An 18,264-nucleotide genomic window follows, 5' to 3' on the forward strand; every position below is an offset into this window, starting at 1 on the left:
GAACCAAGCGACCTAACGGATTGTGGATATCCTCCTCATTCCCGTAAAGGTCGCTATCGTTTACAGTTATCTTTAGCTCATCTCAGTCATTTTTCAAAAACAAACTTCTCTACACTACCTAACACTACCTAACACTACCTACGACATATTTGTCGGGGAATATATGAGTATTACTGAAGGGCTAGCAAGTATCGCGAGTCCCTTGGTAAGTAGTAGTTTTCTTTGTCTAAAGAAAAAGCCACGTTGGTAGCTTGTCCTTGCACTTCTTCTACTGGAATAAAACCGTAGTAACGTGAATCGACACTGTTATTTCGATTGTCGCCCATTACCAATACGTGCTTTTCAGGTACAACAACCTCATTAAATGACGAACGCGCTCCTTTAATAGGTAATAGCTGAATAGTGCGCTGACTATCGCCCATATTTTCTTGGAATACATAGTTGTTGCGCCTGTGTATTACGGCAGGCTCGTCATTTACAGTCAGGGTGTTGTTACTCAAGCTAACTTTGTCCCCAGCAACGGCGATAACCCGTTTAACTAATCGTGTATCGGCGGCACTGCTTTGAATAACCACAATATCACCACGAGCGATGTCGCCAGTTTGGGCAAGCACCACATCAGTAAAAGGCAGTTCAAAGGTATACGCATGTTTGTTTACCACAATACGATCACCGACTTGTATGGTGGGTTCCATAGAGCCCGATGGCACATGATAGTAATCCGCTACGCTACTTCTGAATGAAAACATCAGCACAACAAATAGAATGAAAGGTAGGTTTCTTTTAATGAACGAGCCAGTTTGTTTCTTCATTTTTATTCCTAGCTAAGAGTGATTGTCACTGCATGCGTAACGTTATTTACAACGTAAAATTTTGTTGCGGTGTATTTGATTCGCTAAAGGTATAGAAAGCCTAGTTTGAAAAATGTTCATTTTCAAAGTGTTTCAAGATGTGTTCAGGTTGTTTGGGAAATCGAAAGAATTTACTTTTGCGTACATAAATAAAAAAGCCCACCAAAGGGTGGGCTCAATAGTATTTTTATAAACTTACTTTTGACGTTCGCGCAATACCGACAACGCGTCATCGAGCGACATGTCGCTCGCTTGTAGCAATACCGTTAGGTGGTACAGCAAGTCAGCGGCTTCATTTTTAAGCTCTTCTTTATCATGTACAGTAGCAGCAAGTGCGGTTTCAACACCTTCTTCACCTACCTTCTGTGCAATACGCTTAATGCCTTTATTGTACAAGCTGGCGGTGTAGCTGCTTTTCGGGTCGGCGCCTTTACGGGCAGCCAATAAACGCTCTAAATCAGCTAAAAACGTGAAGCTAGGGGTATTACCTTCAAACCAGCAGCTTTCAACGCCTGTGTGACATGTTGGGCCGTTAGGGTTGGCTAACACGAGTAGCGAGTCGAAATCGCAATCAGCGGCTACGCTCACTAAATCTAGTGTATTACCTGAGGTTTCACCTTTTTGCCACAAACGCTGCTTTGAGCGGCTGAAAAAGGTTACTTTACCGCTATCTAATGTGGTAGAGAGGGCATCTTGGTTCATGTAACCCTGCATCAGTACTTTGCCTGAAAGAGCATCTTGTACAATGGCGGGAAGCAAGTTATCCATTTTTTCCCATGCAAGAGTATTGCTGTTTTCTGTAGTAACAATCACGGCTTTATTCCTTGTGCGTTTGGTAGGGCGTGACGCTTACGCATAGGTACGCCATTAGCGGTTAAATCGGCTTTAAGGTCATCAATGTTAATAATGCCCTTATGAAATACGGAAGCGGCTAGGGCGCCATCAACATCGGCTTGTTGAAATACGTCGTTGAAATGTGAAATTTCACCGGCACCGCCAGAGGCAATAAGAGGCACTTCGCATACTTCACGCACCGCGCTTAGCTGTGCAATGTCGTAGCCTTTACGTACACCGTCTTGGTTCATGCAGTTAAGCACAATTTCACCGGCACCACGTGACTGCACTTCTTTAATCCAGTCTAGTGTTTGCCATTGGCTTTTTTGGGTGCGGTTCTCATCGCCCGTAAACTTATATACTTCATATTGGCCGGTGGCCTCGTTGTAAAAGCTGTCTACCCCAATTACCACACATTGCTGTCCATACACGTCATGCATGGCATTAATTAATGCTGGGTTATTTAGGGCAGGGGAGTTAATTGAAATTTTATCTGCGCCCATTTCTAAAATGCGCCCAGCATCTTCAATGCTTTTAATGCCGCCCGCTACACAAAATGGGATGTCGATAACCTGTGCTATGCGACTCACCCAGCTTTTATCTACCACGCGCTCATCTGAGCTTGCCGTAATATCGTAAAATACTAGTTCGTCAGCGCCCGCTTTCGCGTATTGCTCTGCTAGAGGGACGATGTCGCCAATAATTTCGTGGTTTCTGAATTGAACGCCTTTAACAACTTTACCGTCGCGAACATCCAAACAAGGAATTATGCGTTTTGCCAACATGCGATAGCCTCCTTCACGGTGAATTTACCTTCAAGCAAGGCGCGGCCCAAAATCACACCGCCAACGTTGGTTGGTTTCAAAGCCGAAATATCGTTTAAGCTACCGATGCCACCAGACGCTTGCCAGCTAACGTTAGGAAAGCGTGCACTCATCTCTTCGTAAAGCTCAACGTTAGCGCCTTGTAGCGTGCCGTCACGGCTAATGTCGGTGCACAGCACATGCGTAGCGCCTACCGTTGCAAAGTCGTTTAGCAAGTCTTCTAGGGCTACCCCTGAGTTTTCCTGCCAACCATGAGTGGCAATTAATTTTTCGCCATTTTCACTAATGTTAATATCTAAGGCCAGTACGATATGCTCAGCACCGTATTTGGTTACCCACGATTTCACAAGTTCAGGTTGTTTAACCGCTAAAGAGCCAATCACTACGCGGCTTACGCCAATATCGAGTAACTGGGCTACTTCTTCTTCACTACGAATACCGCCGCCGGCTTGAAACTGCATGCGCTTGGTATCTACCATTGATTTAATCAAGGTAAGCTGGCGCTTGCTGGTGTCTTTAGCGCCAGTTAAATCAACAATGTGCAACCACGTAGCGCCTTGGTCGGCGTAGTCGTTTACCACGTCTACGGGGTCGAATTCGTATTTTGTTTTTTGCTCGTAGTCGCCCTGATACAAACGCACTACGCTGCCATCGATAAGATCAATTGCTGGAATAATCATTATAGGTTCACAAAGTTAGTCAGTAGTTGCGCACCAGCGTCGCTGGAACGTTCAGGGTGAAATTGCACGCCAAAGAAGTTGTCTTTGTTAATGGCTGCTGAAAACGGGTTTCCGTAATTACAGCTAGCTAGCGTATGGGCGTACTCTGGTACGGCAAAGCTGTGCACAAAATAGAAATAAGTATCTTGTGGAATGCCTTTAAACAAAGTGTCATCGTTATGAGAAACCGTGTTCCAACCCATGTGAGGTAAGCGCAAGCCATTCGCTTCCATGCGAGCGACACGACCAGGCATGAGTGACAAGCAAGGAATATCATCCTGCGTGTCGCCTAATCGGTTCTCTAAGCTACCTTCAGCACTACTTTCTACCATCAACTGCATACCTAAACACACGCCTAGTACAGGCTGGGTTAAGCTTTGCAATGTGCTTGATAAGTTTTTTTGCGTAATGCTGGCCATGGCTGCAGCTGCAGTCCCTACGCCGGGTAGAAAGACTTTGTCAGCGCGGGTGATCACATCTTTGTCATCAGATACTTCAACGGTTACGCCTAAACGCTCTAGCGCAAAGCGAACCGATGAAATATTCGCGCAGCCTGTGTTCACAATGACTATTTTCTGTCGTTGTGACGTTTGTATGTCAGGCATTAAAGCGCTCCTTTACTGCTAGGCAATGCATCGCCTTGACGGGTAATGGCTTGGCGTAATGCGCGGCCAAATACTTTAAACAAACTTTCTACCTGGTGGTGAGCATTTCCTTCGCTGGTGGAAAGGTGAAGCGACAGCCCCATGCTTTGCGCCAATGAATAGAAAAAGTGCGGCACCATTTCAGTGGCCATTTCGCCCACTTGGTCGCGGCTAAAGTCAGCCTCGAATTTAAGATGAGGGCGGTTTGAAATATCCATGATGCACTCAGCGCGGCACTCATCCATAGGCAAGGCAAAACCAAAACGGCCAATACCACGTTTATCACCCAAAGCTTTCTTAAGGGCTTCACCTAACGCCAATGCGGTGTCTTCCACGCTGTGGTGATCATCAATGTGTAAATCGCCATCTACGGTCACGTTTAATTCAAAGCCACCGTGGGTCGCAATTTGATCTAGCATGTGGTCGAAGAAACCTAGGCCAGTGTGAATGTGTGACTTTTCGGTAGAATCTAAATCTACGCGCACTTTAATGTCGGTTTCAGAGGTAGTGCGGATAACTTCAGCAATACGTGAAGACGACAATAAGGTTTTTTGAATGTGATCCCAGTTCAAAGTTTCAGGGTTATATTGCAACCCTTTAATACCCATGTTCTCGGCAAGTTGCATGTCTGTCATGCGATCGCCAATAACATACGAACGGGTGAAATCCACTTTACCTTGTTGAAGGTAGTCTTTTACCAGCCCTAATTTAGGCTTACGGCAAGTGCAGTTGTCTTCTTCAAAGTGCGGGCAAATTAGCACGTCGTCAAACGTAATGCCTTGGCTCTTGAAGATAGCCATCATAGCGTCGTGAGGCGCATCAAAATCTGCTTGAGGAAAGCTGTCTGTGCCTAAGCCGTCTTGGTTAGACACCATCACAAACTTAAAGCCTGCTGCTTTTAGTTTTAATAGCACAGGAATGACGTTTGGTTCGAAAACCAGCTTCTCTAAACTGTCTAGCTGTTTATCTACTGGCGGCTCTTCTACTAAGGTGCCGTCGCGGTCGATAAATAAAATGGCTTGCTGACTCATGCCGCTAGCTCCTCTTTAAATTCGTTGATCAGTTGCAATAAACGCTGGTTTTGTTCTTCAGTACCAATGCTTACTCGCAAGCAATTTGTAAGGTTAAGCTGTTTAGATTGGTCGCGTATTAATAACCCTTTGCTCACTAAATGTTGCATCAGCTCGCGGGCTCGCGCGTAGCGAAATAGCACAAAGTTAGCTTTTCTATCGCCTACTAATTCAAAGCCGTCGATATCAGCAAGGGCCGCTGCCAATAGGTCTTTTTCTCTATTGATGGTATCTACCTGCAACTGAATTAATGTCAGTGAATCAGTAGATAACGCTTGTGCAGCAATTTGTGCAACAGGCTCTGCAATAGGATAGGGTGCAATCACCTTTAGTAGCGCTTGAATAACCGGCGCTTGGGCTAACGTGAACCCGCAGCGAAGTCCTGCTAGCGCAAAGGCTTTTGAAAGCGTACGCAATACTACTAGGTTAGGGTAATCCGCTATTTCATTTGCCCAGGTATTGTCGGCATCAAACTCGATATAGGCTTCATCTACCACGACTAATGCACTATCAGAAAAGTGGTTGAGTACTGCTCGAATATCGTCTCTGGCAACCTGTGTACCCGTTGGATTGTTTGGTGCACAAATAAAGATAATATTGGCGTTATCAATTGCGCATACACCTTCAACGTCTAGGCTGAAATCGCCTTTTAGTGGCACGGTAGTAATACCTACATCACAGGTTTCTGCGCTAATCGCGTACATGCCGTAAGTAGGTGGGCAAATAACAATATTATCTTTGCCTGGTGTGCAAAAGGTACGAATCAGTAATTCAATGCCTTCGTCTGCGCCACGGGTAACAATCAATTGTGAAGTATCAATGCCTGCATAAGCAGCATAGCTTTCTACTACCGATGACGGCTGACACGACGGGTAACGATTAAAGTTACTCGCATCAATTGTATACTCATTCGCATAGGGTGACTCGTTGGCATTTAACCAATCTTGGCCGCCTGAATATAAACGCCTAGCCGACTCGTAAGGCTTAAGCGGCACTAAATTGTCGTTAATTAGGTTTTCAATAAGGGTATTAACAAGAGCAGACATTAAGCATCTCCCTTATTGGTAACGTTTGCTAGCTTTTGCATACGCAGCGCTACCGCTTGTTCGTGAGCATCAAGGCCTTCAGCACTGGCTAACGCCATAATAGCAGGGCCTAAGTTGCGCATGCCGTCTGCTGATAACTCTTGAATAGTGTAACGACGCATAAAGTCGAGCAAACCCAAGCTAGAGTAGTTCTTCGCATAACCATACGTAGGTAGCACGTGGTTTGTACCCGAGGCATAATCACCGGCAGATTCTGGCGACCAAGGGCCTAAGAATATTGAACCTGCATATTTGATTTTCGGCAGTAAACTGCGAGCATCTTCTATTTGCACAATTAAGTGTTCAGGCGCATAGGCATTGCTTACTAAAATGGCGTCATCTACTGAGTCAGCCAAAATATAGCGGGCATTCTCCATTGCAGGGCGAGCAATATCGGCACGTGAAAGCGTAGATAATTGACGTTCAACCGCTGCCTTCGCACTTTCAATCAGTGCTTCGCTGTTAGACACTAAAATGGCTTGAGAATCTGGGCCATGCTCTGCTTGAGAAAGTAAGTCTGAGGCAACAAATTCAGCATCGGCAAATTCATCTGCTAATACTAATACTTCAGAAGGGCCTGCTGGCATATCAATTGCCGCGCCATCAGCACGTAAACTTACCTGCTGTTTGGCTTCGGTCACAAAACTATTACCCGGGCCGAATATTTTATCGACTTGCGGTATAGAGTCTGTACCTAGTGCCATGGCTGCAATGGCCTGTGCACCGCCACAAAGATATATGGCTTCAATGCCACATTTTCTTGCGGCATACGCAATTTCAGGGGCAATTAAGCCTTGCTTGTTTGGTGGCGTACAAAGCAGTTTGTTTTCACAACCGGCTACTAGTGCAGGCACACCTAACATCAATACCGTCGAAGGCAAAGGCGCACTGCCACCTGGAATATACAAACCTACTGCATCTAGAGGCGTGAAGCGCAATTCGCAGTTCACACCAGGTGTAGTAGTTAGGGCAATATCACCTGGCAACTGCGCATCGTGAAACGCTTTAATATTGTTAAATGCAATATCAATAGCGCCTGCCACTTCTGCGGTAACCGAGCTTGCTAACGTGTCGATGTTTTCTTGCGACAACACCAACGATTGCAAATCAGGGCAATCAAACTTACGAGTGAAGTTGATAACGGCTGCATCGCCTTCACTTTCTACGCTAGCGATAATCTCGCCCACGGTTTGTTTTAACTGTTGGCTATTGGCCATAGCCGGGCGCGAAAGCGCTGTTTTTTTCTCAAGCTTTGATAGAGATGACCAGATAATCATAATCTTTTGCCTTTTAGCCCATCATTTTTTCGATAGGCATTACTAATATTGAAGAGCAGCCTAATGCTTTTAGTTTTTCCATCGTTTCCCAAAATAGGGTCTCAGTAGAAACAACATGAATAGCCACATGCTCTTCATTGCCAGACAAAGGCAATACGGTTGGGTTTTCAGCGCCCGGTAACAAGCTTTTCACTTGTTCTAGGTACGCTTTTGGTGCGTGAAGCATGATGTACTTGCTTTCTTTCGCTAGCAATACACCGTCAACGCGAGGCATTAGTCGATTGATAAGGGTTTGCTTTTCATCGCTCATGTTGCCGTCGGCACGTTGAATTAATACGGCTTTAGAGCGGAAGATTACGTCTTCTTCAACCAAGCCGTTCGCTTCAAGGGTTGCGCCTGTAGATACCAAATCACAAATTGCATCGGCAACGCCTGCGCGAGGTGCAACTTCAACTGAACCGGTAAGCATGACTGCTTTGGCGTTAATTTTTTGCTCTGCAAAATAACGCTCTAGAAGGAATGGGTAAGTGGTAGCCACTTTCTTGCCTTCCAAAGACTGAATACTGGTGTAATCCATTTCAGTAGGAACGGCGATAGACAAGCGACAACCGCCGTAGTCTAAACGACGCAATACTTCATAATCAGAAGGCTTGTTAGCCGCTTTGCGTTCTAACATTTTTTCTTCAAGCTCGTTTTCGCCAATGAAGCCAAGGTCGGCTACGCCGTCCATCACTAATCCTGGAATGTCGTCATCGCGAACACGTAATAAATCGATAGGCTCGTTGGTAGAATGCGCAATCAGCAGGCGATCACGAATGTTCAATTTTATGCCAATAGCCTTAAGTAGTGCGATGCTGTCATCGCTTAAACGGCCTGATTTCTGTATGGCAATTCGAAGTCTTTTGCTGTTACTCATTGAAACGTTCCTTACACGTTGTACTACTTTTTACTGTCTTAACGATTACGCCTAAAACGAAAAACCCCCGGAAGTTTCCTTCCGGGGGTCGAGAATTTTTTCTATCTGCGCCACTGAAAGGAATAATAGACCTTCCAGCACGAACCTGAAAGGCTATGCTTTATGATGGTGGTGATGTTTTACAGCGCAGTTAATCATTTAATTTATTTAAACCTATTTTTGAACGGCTGAAACATTAACGGTTTGCCCCCGATTTTGCAAGGCGAAAGTGAACTCTTTTTGCAGTTTCAGTCTAAATTAATATGTATATAGTAAAACTTTTTGATCTGAGCCAATGTGATCGTTTTCCCTATTAGTTAATGTAGAGGATGAAATATCACAGAATTAACCTTAACGGGTTGGGGTAGCCATGAGTAATGACCTAATTTTTTCCATTTTACCGCGCAACACAAAAGTGCCCATCGAAACTGATAACCGGGTAAAAAAAGTGGCGCGCAGCGAAAAGTCAGAAGCGCTCAATCAAGATGAAAAAGAGCAGTACGATGAAGTACATATCGTTGATGAAATGGAACAGCGTGAACGGCACGAGCAAAGCAACGAAAAGAATGAACACCCGGGCGAACAAGAGAGTCGTCAACAAGAGAGTCTTCAACAAGAAAACAGCCAAGCTAATACACAAGAACTCAAGCAAACAAACAAGCAAGACGATAAATCAATAGGGCAGCAATTGAGCGAAAGTGAAAGCAGTGAATTAGATACCGCAGATGCAACAGGCACTAAAATACCGCGGGGCATTAAGCATGTGGATATTACCATCTAACCGCAGCAGGCTGCTTTCGGCTTCCTTCCCGTCATCTCTTAAATGTTGCCCCTCAATATCTCTGCAGTAAAAAGGCACATCAGCGAGCTTATATTATTTGCTGCCGCTGCTTTTAATTGCACGCTTTAGTTCAGTAGGCAGTAAAAACGCATAACTGATAAACATAAGCGCAATACCCGTAACGATAAATAAATCATCTGCATTTAAAGAAAGTAGCGTTGTCATAATAATACCTATAAGCGTTGAGAAGGAATGTAATAAACTTCAACGCAATATTATCACTTCAATGTCTACAAAATAGGGTGAGGCTACCCAACTTTAGTTTAAATATCAGGCGTTTTTAGACTAATTGATTAATCACAGGTTATTGGTGGTAACTGAGGCGGTTGAGGCGGTAATTCAATGTCGTCACCAAGCAGTAAATCTAGAGCAAGGTTAACTTTCCCATTAGAACCTTTGTATCGTTCTGGATCGTCGCTCTCTAAAAATAAGTCGTTCTCATACACTTGCTCATCAACAACCTGTTGACGCATTTCAAAGACTCGCGCTGAGCAATCATCCATGTCATTAATTGAATGACAACCACTAGATAGCAGGCTAAACCCGGCAACCAAAAACAAATGAGAGCTTTTTGAACGCTTCTTCATAAAATACCATTCCCTGACTTTATGTAACCTTTAGCTTCTAGATTTCCACACAGTTTACTTAATAGCCAACTTAAACATTAAAAGAGCTTCTAAAAGCCCGAAGTGTGAAGGCTTAACTGCCAATACCCCACATCTAACCATTCACCAAATTTAAACCCGACCTTAGGGAAATGTGCCACTTTTTCCATACCTAATTTTTCGTGTAAACCAACACTGGCTGAGTTAGGTAGCGTTATACCACCGATTACACTATTGATACCCAGAAGTTTGAGTTTATCTAAAAGTGCTTCATATAGTTCAGTACCTAACCCTTTTCCTTGGGCTTCGTTAGAAAGGTAAATCGTCGACTCTACAGAAAAACGATAAGCTGTCCTTTCTTTCCATTTAGTTGCATAGGCATACCCTATGACTGCCTCGTCTTCGACTGCAACTATCCATGGTAAGGTAGATTCTGACACTTTCCTTAATCTATTAGACATTTCTTCGCTTGAGACTTTAGTTTCTTCAAAAGTAATACAGGTATTGGCAACATAGAAATTATAGATTTCAGCTATTTTGGGCGAGTCTTCTAAAACAGCATCTCTAATAATCATGATCTCTCCAAGCAGTAAAAGCACATTAAAAGAACAGGACTAGGGCTTAGATCACTTAATCTTCTTGGGCAATGTTCAATAGGCAGAAAGCCAGTAACAAGGTTGCCAGGACACCAAATCCACCAGCAACAGCGGAAGGTAAGAAGGCGTTACGCCCAAATACAATTAATATCCCATTGGCGAGCATCGCAATAACACCCACTAGCGCAGAGACTCCCCCTAAGGGCTTAGCACCATCTTGCATTTTTGCGATGCCAAAAATAAGTGCCGCAAAACCTAGCAAGAGCTTTGCTGCGTAATAAATCATGAAAGACAAGGCCACTACTGCACCCGCTAAAGGTCCTAGGCTCTCGTTTTGCGTTGTAGCTTCGCGAAATGGAGTAAACATAGTAAGACCAACACTCACTTGTACCAAGTTAAGCGCTGCACTAAATGCAATGGCAGACCATCCTACGTGGTAATGTTTTGCGCGCACCATCGCGGCGCCAGCAAATGCCATCAGGAAGGTAAAAAGAATACTTTCCGTTCCCCAGAACAGCTGGCGTGGAAAATCAATGTTTGCGATGCGAAGCAGGGTATAGAGTGCCTGTGTAGCGGCCAGTAAAAAAAGTAAATATGATGTAGCCCTAACAGTGCTTCTATTCGTAAAGTCCATGGTTATCCTTTTTTTTTATAATGCCTCTCTGTTTTATTTGTAGAGACATTTAAGGTATCTGCCCTAACACTCAGGTAAGGCTTCTCGTGCGCGCTAGCGATCACAGTCTAATCTAGACCCGATAACAAGCCCTGTTACAGTAAATCGCTAAATAAACTTGCACATGCCTAGGCCTAATGTTTGACCATCACGGGATGTGAACCCAAATTTTTCATAGAATTTCTCTTTACCATACGCTGAAAGTAATCCGACCGTTGAACCAACAGGGCAATTCAAAGTGAGATAGCGGTTGATAGATTGCATGATTTGAACGCCCAAGCCAAGTTTTTGGTGCTCGGGATTAACAATAATGTCTTGAATATAAAAATACATAGCGTCATCACCTATTACCCGTCCACATCCGATAAGTTGATTTTCTAGATACAGTGAAACCCAGAATAGAGAGGTATCTATACTACTTTGCATGATTGAAAGTTCTGGATTTTCCCAACCTACGGTACTTCGGATTGATGCAAAGTCGCCAACTTTTGGGGGCTCTTCTTTTAAAATAATCAGAGATGCTGACATTCCAATGCCTTTTTAATTGTAATCTACAAAGAAACGCTATAAACAACCTAAGACAAATCTATATTAATTGCTTACTCTTCGTTTACTTTCGAACGCTGTACAGTATCAATATGTTGTATTTTGATAGTGAAATCAATTTTCGAAATTTCATAGCTGAGTTACCAAAGTCAAAATCGTATATGAAATTTAATAAAGCAGTATTTCAGATGTATTGTAAGGGGCTGTTAATACTGGCAAAAATAGGAGTGAGAATACACTTTGAGGGTATAAGTTGAGAATACAAGGCCGCGGAATATAATGTCTGTGAAGGTGAGGTTACTCACCGGAGTGCAAATCGCTTTTTAAAACAAAAACTGGCACTGACCTTTTTGATAAAATTAAAAAAGTACAGCACCAGATTGTTATTTTTAGCTCAATCTAGCGTGGATTAATTAAGCTCTTTATCTACCCAGAATTTAGTGCCTTTCACAGTGGCTTGTAAGGCTAAGCCAGTTTCGGTCATGGTGTAAACAGTTACGTTGCCAAGATAGCCTTCGCCTTCTGCCGACATACCTTTACTACCAGCCTTAGCCGCAGCATCAGCATTGCCACCTACAGTCCAACCATTCTCGATGAAATAGTTCATGGCTTTTTGGCTATGGAAAACCATAACAACACGGTAATCTTTTGCACCCAAACCTAGTCCCACACCACCTTCAGCCATATTCATATAAGTTTTAGTGCCAGTAACTTGGTTATTCACTACGCCATATCCCGTACCAGCGGCAAAGAAGATAACGTTAATATTCGCATTCGTGAATACCGCATAGCCTGCAGCATCACGGATTTGAGAGCGGGTGTCGGGCTTTTCAATGTAAAGCTTAGCCAATGCATTTTGCTGCATATCTAAAATAGCTTGTCGCTTTTCAGCAACACTCCCATCGCCCATTGAGGCACAGCCAGTAACTGCTAACAACACCAGCCCTAGAAGCGAAAACGAAGCTAAGTTTTTGAAATTCATGATTTATCCTTTAATTCAGCTTTAAAGCGTACTTTCTAGACCACATTTTAAGGTTAATAAAAATTACCCTTTGGAGGCGGCCTAACCGTTTGTTTTATCTTTCTACATTCGTAGTACGCAAAAAATGTGCTCAAAGGTTAGTTTCATATGTAAATGTTGGCTTTATTTCACTTTTTCTACTTTGAAACCTTGTTTCTCAAGCATCGCTAATACACCAGAGTCTCCGGGTAGATGCAGGGCGCCAACGAGCACAAATTCAGTAGGCGCAGTTTGAAGTGCATCCACTAAAAAGTGCATCCAGTTTTTGTTTCTAGCCGATAAAAGGGTATCGAAGATGTCAGGGTATTCAGTTTGAAAATCAGCCATACTTTCTGCATACATGCTTTCTAAATCACCTTCTTTCCAGCTGTTTTTTAATACAGGAAGCAATTCAGGCAAAGTTTCAACATCGTCCAAGGTATATTGAATGAAGGCATCTTCATTACCCTTACCCATTTGTTCAATAAACGATAGTTGTTCTTCTGGACTTTCGAGCCAAACAATAGATTTGTCATCTGAAGTGCCACGATTAAAGTAATATTTATCTACGCCTTCGCTAGTTAGGCCCATCATCTGTAATTCAATCATGCTTAAGGTAATGCTTAAAAACGCGGGCTTAAATGTCATGAAGCGAGATAAGGTTAATCCTCGCGCTTCCATGTGAGTTGATAGGTTATTTAACGTGGCTTCAGACAAATCGTTGGCTAGGGTTTTTCCGTCCTTGTAAGTCAATTTGTTCATCATAGCTTGCGCAAATTCTTGCGACTCTAGTGCCGCTAAGTCAGTTTCAAATACCAAGGTTTCTGATTGTTGGTAAGCTTTGTCGTAAGCGTCGGGAAGAGGATAGTCACTTTTACTTAGTAAGTGCAGCGTACCACCAATATAAAGGTTGTTTTCACCGTTACTGACTTTAAAAACAGAAGCAGAAAAAGCGGGTGTGATTAACCCTACGAAACAACTGGTCAGTAAAAGTGTTAGGCTCACAGTACGCGGGCTGAATTTCATCACATTGTCCTTTTAGATGAGAATCAGCCACTTTACCGAGTAAGTAGCATCTATTCAACTGGGTCTATTTACCCAGTACAGCTCACAACGAAGCCGTTGATCGATGGACAGTTAAAAAAGAGCTATTAAAGAGAGATACTAAAGACAGCTAACTAGCGATGCCAATCAATTTCGAGTTCCAGTGCATCTGGAATCTGTGATTGACCTACCATTTCTTCGTAAGGGGTGGATTGACGCAGCCAAACATGTTCAAACTCGTCAGAATTAAAGTGGTCTTTAATTTCGTTAAGACAATGAAATGTTTTTGGACGAGACGTTTTGTCTCTTACTAACGTGCGAGATGCACCTAGTCCTGTTGCCGCTAAATAACTACCGCCTTCAATTGACTCTATGTACAGATTCATAATTGTTCTCCGATATAACACGAGTAGACTTTACTATTTGTAGTTCATAGGCGGAAAAACGGATATTAAATTTAATTTAAACTTCGCTTCAATTCATTAAAGCTAGCGCTAAACGAAAGCAGCACGCACAAGCTAGACTACAAGAACCAAGGCTACGTTTTCCACCAATGATTACGGCATACCATGATGCCTTCGTTATCTAGTGTTTCTTTCAATAATGCGCGATCTTCAAGATTAAGGAACTCTCCCAAGACAATACGTTGTTCGCCATCCACTAAGGTAACGATGGGAAGGTGCCAATCGTTTTCAGATTCGGTAAATACAATATGCGCTGACGGACGAGCAAAAGAGAGTGTACGGTGGCGAGTACAAAAGTGAATCGTGTGGGGCTCAATATCAAGTGTTTCCCAGCGGTATGTGCTGCGAGATACTTGGTACATAATAAAAATGAGCAATGCGACTTCTATACCAGCAAAGGGCAATATTACCCATACTCCCACCGCTGCCCAGCCAATAGCAATAGTGAAAATAGCAACGGCAAACAAGAGCATTAGCCATTTAGTATCTTGCCAACTGGCAGAGCGATTAGGTGTAAGCCGTAAGCTTCTGTTACCTTGGAATGAAATGGTTTCTAACATAAAGTTCAGAGAGTAAAACGATTAATACTCATTAATATTAGTAGGCATTGGATATCTTGCTCGGCGTATCTACTTTGCCTATTTTCTAAATGCTTCAACTTTCTTATTTAAAGGCTCAAATAAAGGATCTTTAGATGTCATATCAGACAACCCCTAAGAAAATTTATCGTGTAACGCAGCCCGAATGGTCGAAACACGCCGTTATTTATCAGGTGAATACTCGCCAGTTTTCAGTATCTGGTACATTCAAAGAAGTGACAAATAGCTTAAGTCACATTTGTGATTTAGGTGCCGACATACTTTGGCTTATGCCTATCCATCCTATTGGTGAAAAAAATCGCAAAGGTGAGCTTGGTAGCCCCTATGCGGTGAAAGACTACTTGGGTATTAACCCCGAATTTGGCAATGCAGACGAATTTCAAGAGTTGGTGCAAGAAGCGCACAAACGAAATTTGAAAGTTATTTTAGACTGGGTGCCTAATCACAGTGCCTGGGACAACCCTTTAGTCGACGCTCATCCAAATTGGTATGCGAGAGATCACCACGGTGAATTTCGCCCGTCTCCTTGGTGGGATTGGTCAGATATTATCGAGTTTGATTACGACGAGCCTGCGCTACGTGAGTATATGATTAACGCCATGTGCTATTGGATAGAACGTTTCGATATTGATGGTTTTCGATGTGATGTAGCGGGTTATGTTCCAAACGACTTTTGGCATCAAGCGCGTGTTGCCTTAGATGCGATAAAGCCGGTATTTATGTTAGCCGAGTGGGAAAATCGCGATTTACACGAAACTGCGTTTAACATGACCTATGCATGGAGCTGGAATGAAACCATGCACGAACTCGCCCATGGGCGATGTTCTCTCGACAGATTAAGAAAATACTATTCATGGAATGAACGAGCGTGGCCGCACAGTGCTTATCGAATGACCTTCGTGAGTAACCACGATAAAAATGCGTGGGATGGTACCCAGCGAGAGCAGTTTGGCAATGCGTTAGAGGCTGCCATTGTGTTATCGGTATTGGGTGAAGGTATGCCGCTAATTCATAATGGCCAAGAGGCAGGGGAAACAAAGCGCTTAGCGTTTTTTGAACGTGACCCTATTGAATGGCAACCTCACAGTATCGGTGATTTGTACACAGCGCTAATTAAGATAAAAAAATCCATTCCTGCGTTGGGCAATGGCGAATTTGGTGCCCGTATGATTCAGGTACCAAGTAACTGTATGTCACAGGTATTTAGTTTTGTAAGAATGGATGAACACAATCAAGTGTTAGTGATCATCAATTTTTCCGGCTCCCAATGCAACGCCACTTTTAACGACCCTATTCTTAATGGTCATTATTATAATTACACACCCGATTCGAATAACACTCACCACGAGGGTAAAAGCCGAACCGAGCACTTACATATCGAGAAGCCCGTTCAAATTGGTCCGTGGGGCTATCAGGTATGGGTCGCTAAATGACCAGATAGGATTGAAATATATGATTGTAATATATGGTCTGGCAAGGATAGGTAATAATGAATAATCTGCCATCGCTTGCTAAAGATGGAACAACAGGCATGGCTAATAAAAGTGGAACAATAAATATGAATCGCCAATTTTCGAACAGTCAGCTTCAATGAGAAGTGAAATCTGTCATTCGGTATGGAATTTTCGCGAATACTAACCATTTTTCGAAAAACTTTGGCATAATGCACCGCTTTGTGGCCTAGCGGCCAAATCTTCACTTTTACGTTAAGTACACTATGCCAACTATCGATGACATCTTTTCTTCCACGGGTTTACTTGCTAAAACCATCAATGGCTTTGTGCCCCGTGAAGCGCAAACACAAATGGCGCAGGCGGTAAAAGAAGCCATTGATGAAACCGGCAGCCTAGTGGTTGAAGCCGGAACAGGTACAGGGAAAACCTTCGCTTATCTTGCCCCAGCGCTGTTAGCTGAAGGCAAAGCGATAGTGTCGACGGGAACGAAGAACCTGCAAGAACAGCTATTTCATCGTGATTTACCTTTAGTGAAAAAAGCCCTTAGCAGCAGACGTAAAACGGCGTTGTTAAAAGGCCGTGCTAATTACCTTTGCCTGCACCGACTAGAACAACATGGTGGCAACTCCACGTTAGTGGAAAGAGACGTGTTAGGGCAACTGTCAGAAGTGAAGCTGTGGTCTACCACCACCAAAACCGGCGATATGGGCGAGCTGAAAAGCTTGCCTGAGGATGCGCGAGTGTTGCCATTAGTTACATCTACGGTAGATAACTGCCTTGGCCGCGACTGCCCCGATTATGAAGAATGTTATTTGGTTAAGGCGCGGCGTAAAGCCTTGGATGCCGACATTATTGTGGTGAACCACCACTTATTTTTCGCCGACATGGCACTAAAAGATACCGGGTTCGGTGAGCTTATCCCAGAAGCTGACGCCATTATATTTGATGAGGCCCATCAAATACCCGACATTGCCGCAGACTACTTTGGTGAATCGCTTTCTACCCGTCAAATTCAAGATTTAGCCAAAGACATAACCCTCATTTTTAGAACGGTTTTAAAAGACGCAGCACAATTAGACAAGGCAGCAGATAAATGCCGCATGATTGCTGCCGATTTACGCTTGTTGTTCCCCGATACTACCCAACGAGGAAACTGGGCTGAAGCCTTAATGCGTGACGATGTGCGCTTAGAAGTAGGTAAACTAGCAGAGGCGCTAGGGGTACTGCATGAAGTGTGTAAATTGCACATTGGTCGAGATAAAGATTTAGACAATCTGTACGAAAGAATTGTGTCGGTGAGGGAACAACTCGACTCGTTAAGCGATGAGAAGCAAGAAAATGTGAGCTTGTGGTATGAAACTACCACTCGCCATTTAATTATGCATTTAACGCCGTTATCGATTGCTGCTAAGTTCCGCCGTTTTGTAGCATCGCCTCCTCGCGGGTGGGTATTCACCTCAGCAACCTTAATGGTTAACGGTGGCTTTGAACATTTTCAGCGCCGTATGGGATTAGAAGACTCAAGAACGCTAGGCTTAGATAGCCCCTTTAATTATCCCGAACAAGCCATGTTATGTGTACCTCGATATCTGCCTGAGCCGAACAGTTTTTCTATGCGTGAGACCTTGCTGAATACGGCAAAAAGGTTGATTAAAGCCAGTAAAGGCCGATGTTTTTTGCTATTTACCAGCCACGCTATGCTTCGCGAAATTGCCGGTAAGCTAGAAGATGAAATCGATAACCCGTTATTAGTGCAGGGCACAACGACTAAACAGGCGCTATTAGATGCGTACTTGGCTGACGAAAAAGCGGTATTAATGGGCACGGGCGCTTTTTGGGAAGGGGTGGATGTGCGCGGGAATGACTTGGTGTGCGTTATGATAGATAAACTGCCATTCGCATCACCAGATGATCCGTTATTGCAAGCTCGAATGGACGATGTTAAAAAGCGCGGCGCAAACCCCTTTGGCGTTATTCAAATACCCCAAGCCGTCATTGCTTTAAAGCAAGGTGCAGGGCGCTTAATTCGCGACCCTACCGATAAAGGAGTATTGGTTATTTGCGATAATCGTTTAGTGACCAAACCCTATGCGAAAACCTTTATAGGTAGCTTGCCGAATATGCGCAGAACCCGCAGTTTAGACGAAGTAGAGTCTTTCCTTGCAAAAATTGATGAAGAGTAA

21 protein-coding genes and 1 other annotated feature are annotated in these 18,264 nt (G+C 43.6%); of the genes, 3 read left to right on the forward strand and 18 right to left on the reverse strand.

Going from position 1 to position 18,264, the window contains the following annotated elements; genetic code table 11:
• Positions 1-170: 170 nt before the first annotated feature.
• The 9 genes from lepB to hisG form a co-directional block, all read right to left on the reverse strand.
• A complete protein-coding gene (gene lepB, locus Q4561_RS16440; protein WP_303462112.1) occupies positions 171-812 on the reverse strand; it encodes a signal peptidase I in 642 nt (213 codons plus the stop codon).
• A 234-nt stretch (positions 813-1,046) separates the two neighbouring features.
• Positions 1,047-1,664 (reverse strand): bifunctional phosphoribosyl-AMP cyclohydrolase/phosphoribosyl-ATP diphosphatase HisIE, encoded by a 618-nt coding sequence (hisIE, locus tag Q4561_RS16445; RefSeq protein WP_303462114.1) that lies wholly within the window; start codon positions 1,662-1,664, stop codon positions 1,047-1,049.
• Positions 1,661-2,470: an imidazole glycerol phosphate synthase subunit HisF gene (hisF, locus tag Q4561_RS16450; RefSeq protein ID WP_057790816.1), complete on the reverse strand. Its 810-nt coding sequence runs from the start codon at positions 2,468-2,470 to the stop codon at positions 1,661-1,663. The genes hisIE and hisF overlap by 4 nt, the downstream gene beginning before the upstream one ends.
• Complete coding sequence (gene hisA, locus Q4561_RS16455; protein WP_303462115.1) at positions 2,452-3,189, reverse strand: 1-(5-phosphoribosyl)-5-[(5-phosphoribosylamino)methylideneamino]imidazole-4-carboxamide isomerase; 738 nt, start codon at positions 3,187-3,189, stop codon at positions 2,452-2,454. Before hisA ends, hisF begins: the two co-directional genes overlap by 19 nt.
• Entirely contained in the window at positions 3,189-3,833 is a 645-nt protein-coding gene (hisH, locus tag Q4561_RS16460; protein ID WP_303462116.1) for an imidazole glycerol phosphate synthase subunit HisH, read from the reverse strand. Before hisH ends, hisA begins: the two co-directional genes overlap by 1 nt.
• Positions 3,833-4,903, reverse strand: coding sequence for a bifunctional histidinol-phosphatase/imidazoleglycerol-phosphate dehydratase HisB (gene hisB, locus Q4561_RS16465; RefSeq protein WP_303462118.1), 1,071 nt, complete (start codon positions 4,901-4,903; stop codon positions 3,833-3,835). The genes hisH and hisB overlap by 1 nt, the downstream gene beginning before the upstream one ends.
• Positions 4,900-5,988 carry a histidinol-phosphate transaminase gene (hisC, locus tag Q4561_RS16470; protein WP_303462120.1) on the reverse strand — a complete coding sequence of 363 codons (1,089 nt, stop codon included), beginning with the start codon at positions 5,986-5,988 and terminating at the stop codon, positions 4,900-4,902. Before hisC ends, hisB begins: the two co-directional genes overlap by 4 nt.
• Complete coding sequence (hisD, locus tag Q4561_RS16475) at positions 5,988-7,304, reverse strand: histidinol dehydrogenase (RefSeq protein ID WP_303462122.1); 1,317 nt, start codon at positions 7,302-7,304, stop codon at positions 5,988-5,990. The genes hisC and hisD overlap by 1 nt, the downstream gene beginning before the upstream one ends.
• A 13-nt stretch (positions 7,305-7,317) precedes the next feature.
• Positions 7,318-8,220 (reverse strand): ATP phosphoribosyltransferase, encoded by a 903-nt coding sequence (gene hisG, locus Q4561_RS16480; RefSeq protein WP_303462123.1) that lies wholly within the window; start codon positions 8,218-8,220, stop codon positions 7,318-7,320.
• Between the two features lie 59 nt (positions 8,221-8,279).
• Positions 8,280-8,398 (reverse strand) — a sequence feature (His leader region).
• Positions 8,399-8,629: 231 nt separating this feature from the next.
• Between hisG and Q4561_RS16485 the strand changes: the two genes are divergently transcribed.
• A complete protein-coding gene (locus Q4561_RS16485) occupies positions 8,630-9,040 on the forward strand; it encodes a hypothetical protein (RefSeq protein WP_303462125.1) in 411 nt (136 codons plus the stop codon).
• Between the two features lie 93 nt (positions 9,041-9,133).
• Here the strand turns inward: Q4561_RS16485 and Q4561_RS16490 are convergent, their stop codons facing one another.
• The 9 genes from Q4561_RS16490 to Q4561_RS16530 all read right to left on the reverse strand — a co-directional run bounded on the left by Q4561_RS16490 (position 9,134) and on the right by Q4561_RS16530 (position 14,588).
• Positions 9,134-9,265, reverse strand: a complete 132-nt coding sequence (locus Q4561_RS16490; protein ID WP_303462126.1) for a hypothetical protein — start codon at positions 9,263-9,265, stop codon at positions 9,134-9,136.
• Between the two features lie 128 nt (positions 9,266-9,393).
• Entirely contained in the window at positions 9,394-9,687 is a 294-nt protein-coding gene (locus Q4561_RS16495) for a hypothetical protein (protein WP_303462128.1), read from the reverse strand.
• Between the two features lie 89 nt (positions 9,688-9,776).
• Entirely contained in the window at positions 9,777-10,280 is a 504-nt protein-coding gene (locus Q4561_RS16500) for an arsinothricin resistance N-acetyltransferase ArsN1 family B (protein ID WP_368411535.1), read from the reverse strand.
• Positions 10,281-10,335: 55 nt separating this feature from the next.
• Positions 10,336-10,935, reverse strand: a complete 600-nt coding sequence (locus Q4561_RS16505; RefSeq protein ID WP_303462130.1) for a thiamine biosynthesis protein ThiC — start codon at positions 10,933-10,935, stop codon at positions 10,336-10,338.
• 147 nt (positions 10,936-11,082) lie between these two features.
• Positions 11,083-11,502 carry a GNAT family N-acetyltransferase gene (locus tag Q4561_RS16510; protein WP_303462132.1) on the reverse strand — a complete coding sequence of 140 codons (420 nt, stop codon included), beginning with the start codon at positions 11,500-11,502 and terminating at the stop codon, positions 11,083-11,085.
• Positions 11,503-11,929: 427 nt separating this feature from the next.
• Positions 11,930-12,502, reverse strand: a complete 573-nt coding sequence (locus Q4561_RS16515; protein WP_303462133.1) for a YSC84-related protein — start codon at positions 12,500-12,502, stop codon at positions 11,930-11,932.
• A 162-nt stretch (positions 12,503-12,664) separates the two neighbouring features.
• The gene (locus Q4561_RS16520; protein WP_303462135.1) at positions 12,665-13,546 is read right to left on the reverse strand and encodes a TraB/GumN family protein; all 882 of its coding nucleotides are present in this window, start codon (positions 13,544-13,546) and stop codon (positions 12,665-12,667) included.
• 152 nt (positions 13,547-13,698) lie between these two features.
• Positions 13,699-13,950: a DUF6482 family protein gene (locus Q4561_RS16525; RefSeq protein WP_303462137.1), complete on the reverse strand. Its 252-nt coding sequence runs from the start codon at positions 13,948-13,950 to the stop codon at positions 13,699-13,701.
• A 152-nt stretch (positions 13,951-14,102) separates the two neighbouring features.
• Positions 14,103-14,588, reverse strand: a complete 486-nt coding sequence (locus Q4561_RS16530) for a DUF2244 domain-containing protein (RefSeq protein WP_303462139.1) — start codon at positions 14,586-14,588, stop codon at positions 14,103-14,105.
• A 134-nt stretch (positions 14,589-14,722) separates the two neighbouring features.
• On the opposite strand from Q4561_RS16530, the gene Q4561_RS16535 reads away from it, so the two are divergent.
• Together Q4561_RS16535 and Q4561_RS16540 are read left to right on the forward strand one after the other, a co-directional pair.
• A complete protein-coding gene (locus tag Q4561_RS16535; protein WP_303462141.1) occupies positions 14,723-16,060 on the forward strand; it encodes an alpha-amylase family glycosyl hydrolase in 1,338 nt (445 codons plus the stop codon).
• Between the two features lie 284 nt (positions 16,061-16,344).
• Positions 16,345-18,264, forward strand: coding sequence for an ATP-dependent DNA helicase (locus Q4561_RS16540; RefSeq protein ID WP_303462143.1), 1,920 nt, complete (start codon positions 16,345-16,347; stop codon positions 18,262-18,264).

The organism is Alteromonas sp. 1_MG-2023 (assembly GCF_030547075.1).
In the GTDB taxonomy this organism is placed as follows: domain Bacteria; phylum Pseudomonadota; class Gammaproteobacteria; order Enterobacterales; family Alteromonadaceae; genus Alteromonas.

What these genes read in the sequence shown, in the direction of transcription:
- lepB (WP_303462112.1), bottom strand. Translation starts at nt 812, where the DNA reads ATGAAGAAACAAACTGGCTCGTTCATTAAAAGAAACCTACCTTTCATT.
- hisF (WP_057790816.1), bottom strand. Translation starts at nt 2,470, where the DNA reads ATGTTGGCAAAACGCATAATTCCTTGTTTGGATGTTCGCGACGGTAAA.
- hisA (WP_303462115.1), bottom strand. Translation starts at nt 3,189, where the DNA reads ATGATTATTCCAGCAATTGATCTTATCGATGGCAGCGTAGTGCGTTTG.
- hisH (WP_303462116.1), bottom strand. Translation starts at nt 3,833, where the DNA reads ATGCCTGACATACAAACGTCACAACGACAGAAAATAGTCATTGTGAAC.
- hisB (WP_303462118.1), bottom strand. Translation starts at nt 4,903, where the DNA reads ATGAGTCAGCAAGCCATTTTATTTATCGACCGCGACGGCACCTTAGTA.
- hisC (WP_303462120.1), bottom strand. Translation starts at nt 5,988, where the DNA reads ATGTCTGCTCTTGTTAATACCCTTATTGAAAACCTAATTAACGACAAT.
- hisD (WP_303462122.1), bottom strand. Translation starts at nt 7,304, where the DNA reads ATGATTATCTGGTCATCTCTATCAAAGCTTGAGAAAAAAACAGCGCTT.
- hisG (WP_303462123.1), bottom strand. Translation starts at nt 8,220, where the DNA reads ATGAGTAACAGCAAAAGACTTCGAATTGCCATACAGAAATCAGGCCGT.
- Q4561_RS16485 (WP_303462125.1), top strand. Translation starts at nt 8,630, where the DNA reads ATGAGTAATGACCTAATTTTTTCCATTTTACCGCGCAACACAAAAGTG.
- Q4561_RS16490 (WP_303462126.1), bottom strand. Translation starts at nt 9,265, where the DNA reads ATGACAACGCTACTTTCTTTAAATGCAGATGATTTATTTATCGTTACG.
- Q4561_RS16495 (WP_303462128.1), bottom strand. Translation starts at nt 9,687, where the DNA reads ATGAAGAAGCGTTCAAAAAGCTCTCATTTGTTTTTGGTTGCCGGGTTT.
- Q4561_RS16500 (WP_368411535.1), bottom strand. Translation starts at nt 10,280, where the DNA reads ATGATTATTAGAGATGCTGTTTTAGAAGACTCGCCCAAAATAGCTGAA.
- Q4561_RS16505 (WP_303462130.1), bottom strand. Translation starts at nt 10,935, where the DNA reads ATGGACTTTACGAATAGAAGCACTGTTAGGGCTACATCATATTTACTT.
- Q4561_RS16510 (WP_303462132.1), bottom strand. Translation starts at nt 11,502, where the DNA reads ATGTCAGCATCTCTGATTATTTTAAAAGAAGAGCCCCCAAAAGTTGGC.
- Q4561_RS16515 (WP_303462133.1), bottom strand. Translation starts at nt 12,502, where the DNA reads ATGAATTTCAAAAACTTAGCTTCGTTTTCGCTTCTAGGGCTGGTGTTG.
- Q4561_RS16520 (WP_303462135.1), bottom strand. Translation starts at nt 13,546, where the DNA reads ATGAAATTCAGCCCGCGTACTGTGAGCCTAACACTTTTACTGACCAGT.
- Q4561_RS16525 (WP_303462137.1), bottom strand. Translation starts at nt 13,950, where the DNA reads ATGAATCTGTACATAGAGTCAATTGAAGGCGGTAGTTATTTAGCGGCA.
- Q4561_RS16530 (WP_303462139.1), bottom strand. Translation starts at nt 14,588, where the DNA reads ATGTTAGAAACCATTTCATTCCAAGGTAACAGAAGCTTACGGCTTACA.
- Q4561_RS16535 (WP_303462141.1), top strand. Translation starts at nt 14,723, where the DNA reads ATGTCATATCAGACAACCCCTAAGAAAATTTATCGTGTAACGCAGCCC.
- Q4561_RS16540 (WP_303462143.1), top strand. Translation starts at nt 16,345, where the DNA reads ATGCCAACTATCGATGACATCTTTTCTTCCACGGGTTTACTTGCTAAA.